Origin of the sequence: Pseudomonas sp. ES3-33 (assembly GCF_000952175.1) — a bacterium.
Classification (GTDB): domain Bacteria; phylum Pseudomonadota; class Gammaproteobacteria; order Pseudomonadales; family Pseudomonadaceae; genus Aquipseudomonas; species Aquipseudomonas gregormendelii.
Window position 1 is genome coordinate 1 of sequence record NZ_JZRI01000052.1, and the last position, 14034, is coordinate 14034.

Genomic DNA, 14034 nt, shown 5'->3' on the forward strand with positions numbered 1-14034 from the left:
TAAGTAGACTTTTCCTACATGTTTTTTTAATGTTTTGAACAGCTCAAAATTTGATTTTTTGTCGCGCGCTGTTAGTCTTCGATGAAACCAAGTCGCTGCCTGTGTTAGCCATCAATGCCTATTGGAGTTTGTGTGTATCCTATAGAGTGGATTTGTGGCGATAATCAAGAGATTGAGTGCTGGAAAACATCATTCTGGAAGACACAACACTCCGTGATGGAGAGCAATCGCCTGGAGTGGCAGCTCGCGATTTTTCTACTGGAGCCGTCATCACCTGCGGGGTTGTTTCAACTTCTAAAATGGCTCTTTACGTTATGGTTGTATAGCAGAAAGGATAATGTGTGCGCCACCTGAAAGCAGTATATCCACTCAGCATTTTTTACAGGACAAAGACATAGTACAGGTCGATTTCTACCAGCTAGGCAATGGTCGAGCAACGTGCTCAGAATCTATATTCGGCTCTCTTGTGAATAGAGTAGTAATGGTATGAGAATTAAGCGGGATGTCGCGATTCATGTTAGCCTTTTGTTGAGTACCGCTAATATTTTAGGTTCTTCCGGCCTCATGGTTTGGATTGACCATGCGTTGCATTTCGAGTCTGCAGATTTAACAGCATACTACCCGCTACTGTCCTACTTGTTGGGGCTGTCGCTCGGGTGTTGTATTTTAGGGCTGGTTAGCCCGGTATATAAACGCATTGTATCGGAAAGTTTTTTTCTAATTTTATTAGTTGTGGCTTTGTCTGTTTGTACAGCGTTGGCTGTTGGTGACGGTATTTTTAGTGAAGGATTCGAGCTTTTCTTGAGATTTCTCTGGGGTGGGGCAAGTGGATGCACCGTTATTTTGGGGCGGGCAATGCTGGCCTCTCCACGCAGGAGTAGTGAGGCATATAAAAACTTTTCAGCTTTAAGTTTTGCTTTAGCTAGCATGCCTTTGATTGTGCCGGTTGTTTTTGCGATTTTTTTCCTCCAGCATAGACCCGTAGCCGCAATTTTTGCAGCGACAGTGTATGCCTTTACGTTAGTTGTGTATTTGGTGGATGGTACGGGCCTCGCGATTGAAGATCCGTGTCCGGCGGGGGATAACCTTGGATTGAAATCTGGATCTTTAAATTGTTTCACTCTAATTATTTCAAATGTTGTATTTTTTCTAATTTTGATACTTGTGCCGATGGTGAAAGCTCTGATCGATCCTGGTCTTGAGATATTACATATATACGGTGTAATTTTGTGTGTTTGGCTGGTTGTCGGTTGGATTGTTTTTCGATATTTTCAAAGTCTTTCATCGATGTCGCGGTTGAAGTTTGGCTTTTTTGTTCAGCTGATAATGCTGGGTAGTTGTCTCTGGGTATTGTTCGTCGGAAGGTACTCCGTATTTTATCTTATTTTTTTCATGGCGTTTATTTCGAATATGTTGGTCCAGCCTACGTTGTTTACGTTGTTGGGTCATTACGCTTTCAATAAGCTATTGCTATTTGGTATCCAGTCTGGGGTTTATATTTTTGTAGTTTTCGTGTTGTTAGCTGTCTCAGTTTTCGTAGGTTTTTCTATTCGCTCGGTCTTTTTGCTATTGTCCGTTGTTATTGCAATTTCACTGACCTGTTTACATGTGTTTTTGCTGGATTTCCGCAAGGCGAGCATTTGATTGGGCTATTTCCAAAATCGAGGTGTGTTGACTACGAAAAGAGAGTTAGGGAATGCAACTGCAGAAGTGCGAGGCGCTTCATTAGGTAAGTTGCTAACGTGTCAGGATGGATTGCGAGTCAGGGAGGTACATAGTCCCCTTTCTGCAATGCTAGTTGCGTCCCCGGTACACGTTAGCTGTTAATAATCAGCGCGGTTTGAAAACACACCGTGCTAATTATTAACTCCGAAGGTGGCTCCTGGCGTTGTGCTAAGGTCAAGGCGCGAACGGCATCACTCGCTTGTGATGGGTCTTGTTGTACGTTTCACAAATAATCCTGAACGCTTCCTCACGTACCGGCTCGCCATGCAGAAAAGCATCAATTTCGGCATAGGTCACCCCATGGGACGCCTCATCCGGCTTGCCCGGGGACAGGTCCTCGAGATCGGCAGTGGGGATCTTCTCCACCAGCGATTCCGGTGCGCCAAAGCTGCGGGCGATGCTGCGCACCTGGTTTTTCACCAGCCCGCTCAGTGGCGCCAGGTCGCAGGCGCCGTCACCAAACTTGGTGAAGAATCCCATCACCGCTTCCGCCGCATGGTCAGTGCCGATCACCAGGCCATGGGCCGCGCCGGCGATGGTGTATTGGGCGACCATGCGCATACGCGCCTTGGTGTTGCCCAGCACAAAGTCGACCGACACCGCGTGTTTGCCTTCGAACGCTGCGACTTCGCTGGCCAGCGCCTTGACTGCCGGGCCAATGTTCACGGTGTGGCGCTCATCCGGTTCGATGAAATCCACTGACGCCTGGGCATCGTGTTCGTCGAACTGGGTCTCGTAGGGCAGGCGGACGGCAATGAACTTGTAGCTGTCGTCACCGGTGCTGTCGCGCAACTCGCGCATGGCACGCTGGGCCAACAGGCCGGCGGTGAGGGAATCAACGCCGCCGCTGATCCCCAGCACCAGGGCCTTGAGCCCGGAATTGACCAGGCAATCCTGAATGAACGTGATCCGTCGAGCGACTTCAGCCTCAAGGGCGGCATCGTCGGCGAATGGTGGTTGAACCTTGAGCTGCTCAGCAATCTCACGCTGTACGGCTTGCATGAATTCACTCCTTGCTTGATGTGCTGGAAAGGGCGGCAGGAACTTTGAAAACGTGTCGCAAATAGGCGACGAAGTTGGGGTCTTTGCAGTGGGTCTTGCCCGGTTCATCGGAAATCTTGGCCACCGGCTGACCGTTGCAGGCGGCCATTTTAAGCACGATGCTCATCGGTTCAACCCCTGGAATATCGCAGGTCAGGTTGGTGCCGATGCCAAAGCTGACATTGATCCGCCCGCGCAGCGCCCGGAATATTTCCAGGGACTTGGGCAGCGTCAGGCTGTCGGAGAACACCAGGGTCTTGCTCATCGGGTCGATGCCGAGCTTGTGGTAGTGGGCGATGGCTTTTTCCGCCCAGATTATCGGATCCCCGGAGTCGTGGCGCAGGCCATCGAAAAGCTTGGCGAAGTACAGGTCGAAATCGCCCAGGAAGGCATCGGTGGTAATGCAGTCAGTCAGTGCGATGCCGAGCAGGCCCCGATACTCGCGGACCCAGCAATCCAGCGCGGCAATCTGGCTGTCGATCAGGCGCGGTCCGAGTTGCTGGTGCGCCATGATCCATTCGTGGGCCATGGTGCCCAAGGGCTTCATGTCCAGCTCCCGGGACAGGTGGACGTTACTGGTGCCGACAAAACGCCCGGGAAAGTCGTGCTTGAGCACGTTCACCACTTCTTCCTGCACCCGGTAGGAAAACCTGCGGCGGGTGCCGAAATCGGCGACCTGCAGCTCGGATAACTCATCGGCAGCAGCATTGGCCGTCAGCCAGTCGAATTTGCGATAAAGCTGCTCGCGCGCCTGTTCCAGGACGACTTCCCGGTACCGATAGCGGTTGCGCACTTCGCTGACGATTGACAGCAGCGGTACTTCGAACAAAATCACATGCAGCCAGGGCCCGCGCAGACGGATGAACAGCTCGCCGTTCTCGATCCCGGTATGCACGTAGCGCAGGTTGAAACGAAACAGTCCGAGAAAGCGCAGGAAATCCGGTTTCATGAAGCTGATGCGCTCCATGAAACCCAGTTGATCGGCGGTCAGGCTCAGCTCGGCGAGGCGCTCGATCTGAAAGCGAATCTCGGCCAGGTACGGGCGCAGATCCTCGCTGTTGCGGCAACGAAACTCCCATTCCACTTCCACGTTCGGGTAATTGTGCAGCACCGCCTGCATCATCGTCAGTTTGTAGAAGTCGGTGTCGAGCAGGTTCTGCACGATGCGATCGGCAAATACGCTGTCGCTCATAACGGGGTTCTCCAGGCTGGCCGCGGCCTGTGGCGGCGACATTGCAGCTGATTCAATGAATGGGGCTAGTGGCGCATATCAACGGCAGTTATTGCCAGCGATTTTTTAGACGCTGGAGATCCCGTGGGAGCGAGCCTGCTCGCGATAGCGGTGTGTCAGTCACCTGAATGTCGGATGTGTCGACGCTATCGCGAGCAGGCTCGCTCCCGCAGAAGGCGGTGTGATGCCTCAGTTTTGCGGCATTTCCGGGCTATCAATCTGCTCCAGCATCCACTTCACGAAATCGCGCACCTTCGGCACGTCCGCCGAATGTTCCGGGTATGCCAGGTAGTAAGAATCAGTGCTGGGCATCGCATGCTTCCAGGGTATGACCAGTTTGCCGTCGGCCAATTCCTCTTCCACCAGAAACCTGGGCAACAACGCCACGCCACAGCCTACCTGGGCGGCGCGGATGCACATGTAGAAGGTTTCGAAGCGCGGCCCGTGGTAGCTGTGTTCGGTGTGATAGCCCTGACTGTCGAACCAGTCGTGCCAGGCCTGTGGCCGGGAGGCGTTTTGCAGCAGGACCAGGTCAGCGAGCTGGGTTGGGTCGGTGAAAGGTGTGGCCGGAAGGCTGCCCGGGGCACATACCGGAACCAGCTCCTCGCTGAACAGCTTCAGGCATTCGGTGCCCGGGCGTGACCCTTGGCCAAAGTAGAACGCCAGGTCGCTGCGGCCTTGCAGCAAATCATCGGCTTCCTGTTCGCTGCACAGGTCCAGATGGATCGACGGATGCCGCAGGCGCCAGCCTTTCAGGCGCGGCACCAGCCAGCGTGCGCCAAAGGTCGGCGGCGTCGAGACCCGCAGGACTTCGGTTTCTCCACCGTAGGAACGCAGATAATGGGTCGACATCTCGACCTGAGTGAGGATTTTTCGTACCTCCACCAAGTACAGATCGCCTGCCGGAGTCATCTGCAGGCGGCGACGCACCCGGCGAAACAGCAGGTGTTGCAATAACTCTTCAAGTTGCGCCACCTGTTTGCTGACGGCGCTTTGGGTCAGGTTCAGCTCTTCGGCGGCCCGGGTGAAGCTCAAATGCCGGGTGACAGCCTCGAAACACTGCAGCGCGGTGATCGATGGCAGGTAGCGTTTGTTCAGCATGGGCGATCCTTTCTTCTTGTCTCTTTATTGCCAGCAATGCACAGCATGAATAAACGGAATGATATCTCTCTTAAAGGTCGTTTGTTGAGTAACCTCCGGAAAGCTAAAACTACAGGCCTGATCAGCCGTGATCGTGCGGCTGCACACGTTCTGTCTTTTGTTTGAGGAGTGACCCATGGTTGCCGCATTGCTTGATCGTCTTGGTGTAAACCCGGCCCTGTACCAGAACGGCAAAGTGCCGGTGCATTCACCGATCGATGGCAGCCAGATTGCTGCCGTCAACTGGGAAGGGGCTGCCGAAGTCGAGCAGCACATCAGTCGTGCCGATCATGCGTTCGAATTGTGGCGCAAGGTGCCGGCACCGCGCCGGGGCGAATTGGTGCGCCAACTGGGTGACATTCTTCGCGAATACAAGGCCGACCTCGGCGAGCTGGTGTCGTGGGAAGCGGGCAAGATCACCCAGGAAGGCCTGGGTGAAGTTCAGGAAATGATCGATATTTGCGATTTCGCTGTCGGTTTGTCACGACAGCTGTACGGTTTGACCATCGCCTCCGAGCGCCCGGGCCACCACATGCGTGAGACCTGGCATCCGCTGGGCGTGGTCGGGGTGATCAGCGCGTTCAACTTCCCGGTGGCCGTCTGGGCCTGGAACACCACCCTGGCACTGGTGTGCGGTAACCCGGTGATCTGGAAGCCGTCCGAGAAAACTCCGCTGACCGCCCTGGCATGCCAGGCACTGTTTGATCGGGTGCTGAAAAACTTCAGCGACGCACCGCCGCATTTGAGCCAGGTCATCATTGGCGGTCGCGATGCCGGTGAAGCCTTGGTGGATGACCCGCGCGTGGCGTTGGTCAGCGCCACCGGCAGCACCCGCATGGGCCGCGAAGTGGCCCCGAAAATCGCTGCGCGTTTTGCCCGCAGCATCCTTGAGCTGGGCGGCAACAATGCGATGATCCTTGGCCCAAGTGCCGACCTGGACATGGCCGTGCGCGCCATCCTGTTCAGTGCTGTCGGCACCGCCGGCCAGCGCTGCACCACCTTGCGCCGCCTGATTGCCCATGAATCGGTCAAAGAAGAGATCGTGACCCGCCTCAAAGCCGCTTACTCAAAAGTGCGCATCGGCAACCCGCTGGAAGGCAACCTGATTGGCCCGCTGATCGACAAGCACAGCTTCGAGAACATGCAGGACGCGCTGGAGCAGGCTTTGAGCGAAGGTGGCCGGGTATTCGGCGGCAAGCGCCAGCTGGAAGACCAATACCCGAACGCCTATTACGTTCAGCCTGCGATCGTCGAGATGCCGGAGCAGAGCGATGTAGTGTGCAGCGAAACCTTCGCACCGATTCTCTACGTGGTCGGTTACAAGGATTTCGAGGAAGCCTTGCGCCTGAACAATGCAGTGCCTCAAGGCCTGTCTTCGTGCATCTTCACCACTGACGTGCGCGAAGCCGAGCAATTCATGTCAGCGGTCGGCAGCGACTGTGGTATTGCCAACGTCAACATCGGCCCGAGCGGCGCGGAAATCGGTGGCGCATTTGGTGGCGAGAAAGAGACCGGCGGCGGACGCGAGTCGGGCTCGGATGCATGGCGCGGTTATATGCGTCGCCAGACCAATACCGTGAACTATTCGCTGGAGTTGCCGTTGGCTCAGGGGATCACGTTTGACTAAGTGATGGTGGTGAGCTTGAAAAGATCGCAGCCTTCGGCAGCTCCTACAGGATCGTGCCTGGCTGCGGTTTTGTAGGAGCTGCCGAAGGCTGCGATCTTTTGATGTGTTGGTTAGGTTTCTGTTGGAGTCTGGCAATGCCGCTACGCGAAGAATGTCTGTGGGAAAAACTGACGCCGCAAAGGCCCGACAATGCTTCGCTCAAAGGCGAGGTCAAGGCCGATGTCTGTGTGATTGGCGCGGGCTTCACCGGGCTGTCGGCGGCGGTGCATCTGCTGGAGCAGGGCAAGACGGTCTGTGTGCTGGAAGCGCATCGGGCCGGGCATGGCGGTTCCGGGCGTAACGTCGGCCTGGTCAACGCCGGTATGTGGATCCCGCCTGACGAGATCGAAGCCGGGTTCGGCGAGGCAGTGGGCAGTCAGCTCAATCGCATGCTCGGTGCAGCGCCGTCCCTGGTGTTCAGCCTGGTCGACAAGTACAACATCGATTGCCAATTGCGCCGCGAAGGCACGCTGCACATGGCGCATAACGCCCGTGGCGAAGCGGATCTGCGCAGTCGTGAAGAACAATGGAAACGTCGCGGCGCGCCTGTGGAATTGTTGACAGGCCAGGCCTGTGAGCAAGCCACCGGTACCCGCAAAATTGCCGCCGCACTGCTGGATCGGCGTGCCGGTACGATTAACCCGATGGCCTACACCAGTGGCCTGGCCAAGGCAGCCATTGGCCTGGGCGGGCAGCTGTTCGACCATTCAGCGGTGACTCGGCTGGAGCGTCAGGGCCAGAAATGGTCGGTGCAGACTGCGCAGGGTTCGGTGTTGGCCGAACAGGTGGTCATCGCGTCCAACGCCTACACCGAGGGCGACTGGACCGAACTGCGGCGTAATTTCTTTCCCGGTTATTACTACCAGGTGGCGTCAGTCCCGCTGACTGAAGAAGCCGCGCAACAGATCCTGCCCGGTGGCCAGGGGTCCTGGGATACCCGGCAAGTGCTCAGCAGTATTCGTCGCGATAAAGACGGGCGTCTGCTGCTCGGTAGCCTCGGCAACGGCAATCAAAAGCCGGTGTGGTTCCTCAAGGCGTGGGCGGATCGGGTACAGCAGCATTACTTCCCCTATCTCAAGCCGGTGGAGTGGGAGTGCACCTGGACCGGCTGCATCGCCTTCACCCCGGATCACCTGATGCGCCTGTTCGAACCAGCGCCCGGAATTGTGGCAGTTACCGGATACAACGGGCGCGGGGTCACCACGGGGACGGTGGTTGGCAAGGCGTTTGCCGATTACCTGTGTAACGGCAATCCTCAGGCGTTGCCGATTCCGTTTGCACCCATGCAACCCCTGACAGGCGTGGGCATACGCAGTTGCCTCTACGAGGCGGGCTTCTCGCTGTATCACGCAGGCCAGTGCCTGCGCATCGTCATTTGATTGTTGAAAGATGTTACTGAAAAGCGGCGCTTTTTCGAGCAGCGACTAGCCTGTAATGGTGCGGGTTGTAGCAGTCCCGCACCAGCGGTGTGCACTTCGGTGACGCACGATGTTACATGCTGGTTGCACGTCGTTTGGTGTCGCGGTTGCAATGATGGCGCGGGCGGGTTGCGCCTTCGGGAATTAATGGTTTTACCTTCTGCGGTTTAGACGGTTGCACGCCCAATGAAGACGAGTTCAAAACAGTCGGAATAACAATAACTCAGCGACTTTTTCAAGAATAAAAAACCGATGGCACGGCCCTTGCTCTGAGCATTCAGTGAAGTCGCAGTGCCAACTAAAAAAAACCTTGGAGCACCACCTCATGTCCCAGACGTTTTACAAGAAAGGCTTTCTGGCCCTCGCAGTGGCAGCTGCGTTGGGTGTTTCTGCGTTTGCACAAGCTGATGTGAAAATCGGTGTGGCGGGTCCCATGACTGGCGCTAACGCGGCATTTGGCGAGCAGTACATGAAGGGTGCACAGGCTGCGGCCGATGCGGTCAACGCAGCAGGCGGCGTCAACGGGGAAAAAATCGTACTGGTGAAGGGCGATGACGCCTGCGAACCGAAACAGGCTGTGACGGTCGCCAAGGACCTGACCAACCAGAAAGTGGCAGGCGTGGTCGGCCATTTCTGCTCCTCGTCGACAATCCCGGCCTCCGAGATCTACGACGAAGCGGGCATTATCGCCATCACCCCGGGTTCCACCAACCCACAGGTGACCGAGCGCGGCTTGAGCGCCATGTTCCGTATGTGCGGGCGTGACGACCAGCAGGGCATCGTCGCTGGCGATTACATTGTCGATGTGCTCAAGGGCAAAAAAGTGGTCGTGCTGCACGACAAGGACACCTACGGCCAGGGCCTGGCTGATGCTACCAAGGCTCAACTGGTCAAGCGCGGCGTTACGCCAGTGCTGTATGAAGGCCTGACCCGCGGCGAAAAAGACTTCAGCACCATTGTTACCAAAGTCCGCGGCGCTGGCGCCGATGTCGTCTACTTCGGTGGCCTGCACCCTGAAGCCGGTCCTCTGGTTCGCCAGCTGCGTGAGCAAGGCCTGAAAGACGTCAAGTTCATGTCCGATGACGGCATCGTGACCGACGAACTGGTGACCACCGCTGGCGGTCCGCAATTCGTTGATGGCGTGCTGATGACTTTCGGCGCTGACCCGCGCCTGCTGCCAGACAGCAAGGCTGTAGTGGATGCGTTCCGCAAAGCCGGCACAGAGCCTGAAGGCTACACCCTGTACGCCTACGCTTCGGTTCAGACCCTGGCGGCAGCGTTCAACGGCGCCAAGTCCAACAGTGGCGAAAAAGCGGCTGAGTGGCTGAAGAAGAACCCGGTCAAGACTGTCATGGGTGAAAAGACCTGGGACAGCAAGGGCGACCTGAAAGTCTCCGACTACGTGGTTTACCAGTGGGACAAGGATGGCAAATACCACCAGCTGGAAAAACAGAAGTAAGGGCTGACTCGATCGGCTGAATCCACAGTTCCCCTGTAGGAGCGAGCTTGCTCGCGATGACGGACTGACAGGCAACGCATTCGTTGAATGTTAAACCGCAATCGCGAGCAAGCTCGCTCCTACAGGGGGGCGGTGGTGTGAAGTCTGATCCTGACTGACATTGCTCCGACGTATATCTGTATTTTCCTTAGAAGAACCGCGCACCAACGGTGCGCAGGTTCTCACTGCGTGAGATTGCGTTATGGATGGTATTTTCCTGCAGCAACTGGTCAACGGCCTGACCCTCGGGTCGGTCTATGGCCTGATCGCCATCGGCTACACAATGGTCTATGGCATCATTGGCATGATCAACTTCGCCCATGGCGAGGTTTACATGATTTCCGCTTACCTCGCGGCGATCAGTCTGGCTCTGCTGGCATACTTCGGTATTGAATCCTTCCCGCTGCTGATGCTCGGCACGCTGATCTTCACCATCATCGTCACGGCGGTGTATGGCTGGGTCATCGAGCGCGTCGCCTATAAACCCCTGCGTAACTCCACCCGCCTGGCACCGCTGATCAGCGCCATCGGCATCTCCCTGATTCTGCAAAACTATGCACAGATCGCCCAGGGCGCCAAGCAACAAGGCGTACCCACCCTGCTGACTGGAGCCTGGCGTGTCGAGGTCGGCACCGGTTTTGTGCAACTGACCTACACCAAGGTGTTCATTCTGGTCGCAGCATTTGCCGGCATGGCGTTGCTGACCTACATCATCAAGTACACCAAGCTCGGCCGCATGTGCCGCGCGACCCAGCAAGACCGCAAGATGGCCTCGATCCTGGGGATCAACACCGACCGGGTGATTTCCTACGTGTTCATCATCGGTGCAGCCATGGCGGCCCTGGCCGGCGTGCTGATCACCATGAACTACGGCACTTTCGACTTCTATGCCGGCTTCATCATCGGGATCAAGGCGTTTACCGCTGCGGTACTCGGCGGGATTGGCTCGCTACCGGGAGCGATGCTCGGCGGGATCATTCTCGGGATCTCCGAGTCGCTGTTCTCCGGCCTGGTCAACTCGGACTACAAAGACGTCTTCAGCTTCTCGCTGCTCGTTCTCGTTCTGGTCTTTCGGCCCCAAGGCCTGCTCGGCCGTCCTCTTGTGTCGAAGGTGTAAGCGATGTCTTCAACCACTAAAAAAACCATTGATCTCAAAAGAAGCCTGGTTGACGCGATTCTTGCCGGTCTGGTTGCCCTGATTGTGTTTGGCCCGATTGTCGGCGTGGTCCTTGACGGGTACGGCTTCAATCTGGAAACGACGCGGGTGGCCTGGATCGTCGCTATCGTCATGGCAGGGCGCTTTGCCCTGAGCCTGTTCCTGCAGACCCCCAAAGGCCTGAAAATCCTCGAAGGTTTTGAAAGCACCGGCTCCGGCGTGCACGTGCTGCCACCGGATTACAAATCACGGTTGCGCTGGATAATCCCGCTGTTGATTGTCATCGCCGTAGTCTTCCCGTTTTTCTCCAACTCCTACCTGCTGGGCGTGGTCATCCTCGGCCTTATCTACGTGCTGCTCGGCCTCGGCTTGAACATCGTGGTCGGTCTGGCCGGCCTGCTCGACCTGGGCTACGTGGCGTTCTACGCCATTGGCGCCTACGGCCTGGCACTCGGTTACCAGTACCTGGGCCTGGGCTTCTGGACGGTACTGCCGCTGGCGGCGATCATGGCGGGCCTGGCCGGTTGCATCCTCGGTTTCCCGGTATTGCGCCTGCACGGCGACTACCTGGCGATCGTGACCCTGGGTTTTGGTGAAATCATCCGGCTGGTCCTCAACAACTGGTTGTCGTTGACCGGTGGCCCGAACGGTATGGCTGCACCTCTGCCGACGTTCTTCGGCCTGGAGTTCGGCAAGCGCGCCAAAGATGGCGGGGTGCCTTTCCACGAGTTCTTCGGCATCGCCTACAACCCGGACGTGAAGTACTACTTCATCTATGCGGTGTTGTTCCTGGTGGTTCTGGCCGTGCTGTACATCAAGCATCGTCTGGTCAAGATGCCCGTCGGCCGTGCCTGGGAAGCCTTGCGCGAAGATGAAATCGCCTGCCGGTCCATGGGCCTGAACCACGTACTGGTCAAGCTCTCGGCGTTTACCATCGGTGCGTCGACTGCGGGTCTGGCCGGGGTGTTCTTTGCCACTTATCAAGGCTTCGTCAACCCGACCTCGTTCACCTTCTTCGAATCGGCGCTGATCCTGGCCATCGTGGTCCTGGGTGGGATGGGCTCGACCATCGGCGTGGTGATTGCAGCCTTCGTGCTGACCGTTGCGCCGGAGCTGCTGCGTGGGTTCGCAGAGTACCGGGTGCTGCTGTTCGGCATCCTGATGGTGTTGATGATGATCTGGCGACCGCGCGGCCTGATCCGGATCAGCCGTACCGGTGTGACCCCGCGTAAAGGAGTAGCGCCATGAGCGAAGTCGTCCTCTCGGTCGAAAAACTGATGATGCACTTTGGCGGCATCAAGGCGTTGAGCGATGTCAGCCTCAAAGTGCACCGCAACTCGATCTTCGCCCTGATCGGCCCCAACGGCGCAGGCAAGACGACGGTGTTCAACTGCCTTACCGGCTTCTACAAGGCGTCTGGCGGCAAAATCGAGCTCAATGTGCGGGGTGAACGCACCAACGTCATCCAGCTGCTTGGGGAGTCTTTCAAACCGACCGATTTCGTGTCGCCAAAATCTTTCCTCAGCCGCATGTACTACAAGATGTTCGGCGGCACCCACCTGGTGAACCGTGCCGGCCTGGCGCGCACTTTCCAGAACATTCGCCTGTTCAAGGAAATGTCGGTGCTGGAAAACCTCCTGGTGGCCCAGCACATGTGGGTCAACCGCAATATGCTGGCCGGCATCCTGAACACCAAGGGTTACCGCAAGGCGGAAAGTGATGCCCTGGACCATGCGTTCTACTGGCTGGAGGTCGTGGACCTGGTGGATTGCGCCAACCGCCTGGCCGGCGAGTTGTCCTATGGCCAGCAACGCCGTCTGGAAATTGCCCGGGCCATGTGCACGCGGCCGCAGATCATCTGCCTCGACGAACCGGCCGCCGGCCTCAACCCTCAGGAAACCGAAGCGCTGAGCGCGATGATCCGGCTGCTGCGCGACGAGCATGATCTGACCGTGGTGCTGATCGAACACGACATGGGCATGGTAATGAGCATTTCCGACCACATTGTGGTGCTGGACCACGGCATCGTCATTGCCGAAGGCGGACCGGAAGCGATTCGCAACGATCCGAAAGTGATTGCGGCCTACCTGGGCGCTGATGAAGAGGAGTTGGTATGAATCAACCGATCCTCGAGCTAAAGGAGCTGGACGTGTTCTACGGGCCGATCCAGGCCCTGAAAAAAGTCTCGCTGCACATCAATGAAGGTGAAACCGTCAGCCTCATCGGCTCCAACGGTGCCGGCAAGTCGACCCTGCTGATGTCAATCTTCGGCCAGCCCCGTGCGGCTGACGGACAGATCATCTACCAGGGCGTCGACATCACCCATAAGTCGTCCCACTACATTGCGTCCCATGGCATTGCGCAGTCGCCGGAAGGCCGGCGGGTGTTCCCCGACATGACCGTCGAGGAAAACCTGCTGATGGGCACCATCCCGATTGGCGACAAGTACGCCAAAGAAGACATGCAGCGCATGTTCGAGCTGTTTCCGCGGCTCGAAGAGCGGCGTACCCAGCGGGCCATGACCATGTCCGGCGGCGAGCAGCAAATGCTCGCCATCGCCCGGGCGTTGATGAGCCGGCCGAAGTTGCTGCTGCTGGATGAACCGAGCCTGGGCCTGGCGCCGATTGTGGTGAAGCAGATCTTCTCGACCTTGCGAGAGTTGGCGAGTACCGGCATGACCATTTTCCTGGTCGAGCAGAACGCCAACCATGCGTTGAAGCTGTCGGACCGGGCGTACGTGATGGTCAACGGTGAGATCCGCCTCACAGGCACCGGCAAGGAGCTGCTGGTGAACGAGGAGGTGCGTAACGCTTATCTGGGCGGGCATTGATTCATTGCCGAGATATCAACAGCCCCGACGAGCGATCGTCGGGGCTTTTTTATCTTCACTGCTGCCGGACCCTGTGGGAGCGAGCCTGCTCGCGACAGGGGAATGTCAGTCGAAAAATGTCCCGCAGGACGACCGCTATCGCGAGCAGGCTCGCTCGCGCAGGTGCAGGGTGCGCGGTATTTCAAAATTGTGGAAAACAATATTCACGAGCTCTTAAACCGCGACATAAAGCCGCTGCAAATAGTTGTTTTGTCACGGTTTTGACTTGTCCCCGTTTGCTGTGGAACTGGCTGTGAATAACGTGGGAGTAGCTGGCTGAGAGCCACGGT

At 57.1% G+C, this 14034-nt stretch carries 11 protein-coding genes; 8 read left to right on the forward strand and 3 right to left on the reverse strand.

The annotated features are described in order from the left end of the window. Nucleotides 1–486 precede the first annotated feature (486 nt). Entirely contained in the window at nucleotides 487–1644 is a 1158-nt protein-coding gene (locus UB23_RS08630; RefSeq protein WP_045058931.1) for a hypothetical protein, read from the forward strand. 255 nt (nucleotides 1645–1899) lie between these two features. On the opposite strand, the gene nadE is transcribed toward UB23_RS08630, so the two are convergent. From nadE to UB23_RS08645, 3 genes are all read right to left on the reverse strand, one after another. Next, complete coding sequence (nadE, locus tag UB23_RS08635; protein ID WP_045058932.1) at nucleotides 1900–2727, reverse strand: ammonia-dependent NAD(+) synthetase; 828 nt, start codon at nucleotides 2725–2727, stop codon at nucleotides 1900–1902. 4 nt (nucleotides 2728–2731) lie between these two features. After that, on the reverse strand, nucleotides 2732–3958 hold the full coding sequence (pncB, locus tag UB23_RS08640; protein WP_045058954.1) for a nicotinate phosphoribosyltransferase: 1227 nt from the start codon (nucleotides 3956–3958) through the stop codon (nucleotides 2732–2734). 228 nt (nucleotides 3959–4186) lie between these two features. Further along, complete coding sequence (locus tag UB23_RS08645) at nucleotides 4187–5098, reverse strand: LysR family transcriptional regulator (protein ID WP_045058933.1); 912 nt, start codon at nucleotides 5096–5098, stop codon at nucleotides 4187–4189. 175 nt (nucleotides 5099–5273) lie between these two features. On the opposite strand from UB23_RS08645, the gene amaB reads away from it, so the two are divergent. The 7 genes from amaB to UB23_RS08680 all read left to right on the forward strand — a co-directional run bounded on the left by amaB (nucleotide 5274) and on the right by UB23_RS08680 (nucleotide 13705). Next, the gene (gene amaB / locus UB23_RS08650; protein WP_045058934.1) at nucleotides 5274–6764 is read left to right on the forward strand and encodes an L-piperidine-6-carboxylate dehydrogenase; all 1491 of its coding nucleotides are present in this window, start codon (nucleotides 5274–5276) and stop codon (nucleotides 6762–6764) included. A gap of 134 nt (nucleotides 6765–6898) precedes the next feature. After that, nucleotides 6899–8182: an L-pipecolate oxidase gene (amaA, locus tag UB23_RS08655; RefSeq protein WP_045058935.1), complete on the forward strand. Its 1284-nt coding sequence runs from the start codon at nucleotides 6899–6901 to the stop codon at nucleotides 8180–8182. Between the two features lie 364 nt (nucleotides 8183–8546). Then, entirely contained in the window at nucleotides 8547–9680 is a 1134-nt protein-coding gene (locus tag UB23_RS08660; protein ID WP_045058936.1) for a branched-chain amino acid ABC transporter substrate-binding protein, read from the forward strand. Nucleotides 9681–9921: 241 nt separating this feature from the next. Continuing rightward, the gene (locus tag UB23_RS08665) at nucleotides 9922–10836 is read left to right on the forward strand and encodes an ABC transporter permease subunit (protein ID WP_045058937.1); all 915 of its coding nucleotides are present in this window, start codon (nucleotides 9922–9924) and stop codon (nucleotides 10834–10836) included. Nucleotides 10837–10839: 3 nt separating this feature from the next. After that, nucleotides 10840–12123, forward strand: coding sequence for a high-affinity branched-chain amino acid ABC transporter permease LivM (livM, locus tag UB23_RS08670; protein WP_045058938.1), 1284 nt, complete (start codon nucleotides 10840–10842; stop codon nucleotides 12121–12123). Next, nucleotides 12120–12992 (forward strand): ABC transporter ATP-binding protein, encoded by an 873-nt coding sequence (locus UB23_RS08675; protein WP_045058939.1) that lies wholly within the window; start codon nucleotides 12120–12122, stop codon nucleotides 12990–12992. The genes livM and UB23_RS08675 overlap by 4 nt, the downstream gene beginning before the upstream one ends. Next, nucleotides 12989–13705 carry an ABC transporter ATP-binding protein gene (locus tag UB23_RS08680; protein ID WP_045058940.1) on the forward strand — a complete coding sequence of 239 codons (717 nt, stop codon included), beginning with the start codon at nucleotides 12989–12991 and terminating at the stop codon, nucleotides 13703–13705. Before UB23_RS08675 ends, UB23_RS08680 begins: the two co-directional genes overlap by 4 nt. The last annotated feature ends 329 nt before the right edge of the window (nucleotides 13706–14034 follow it).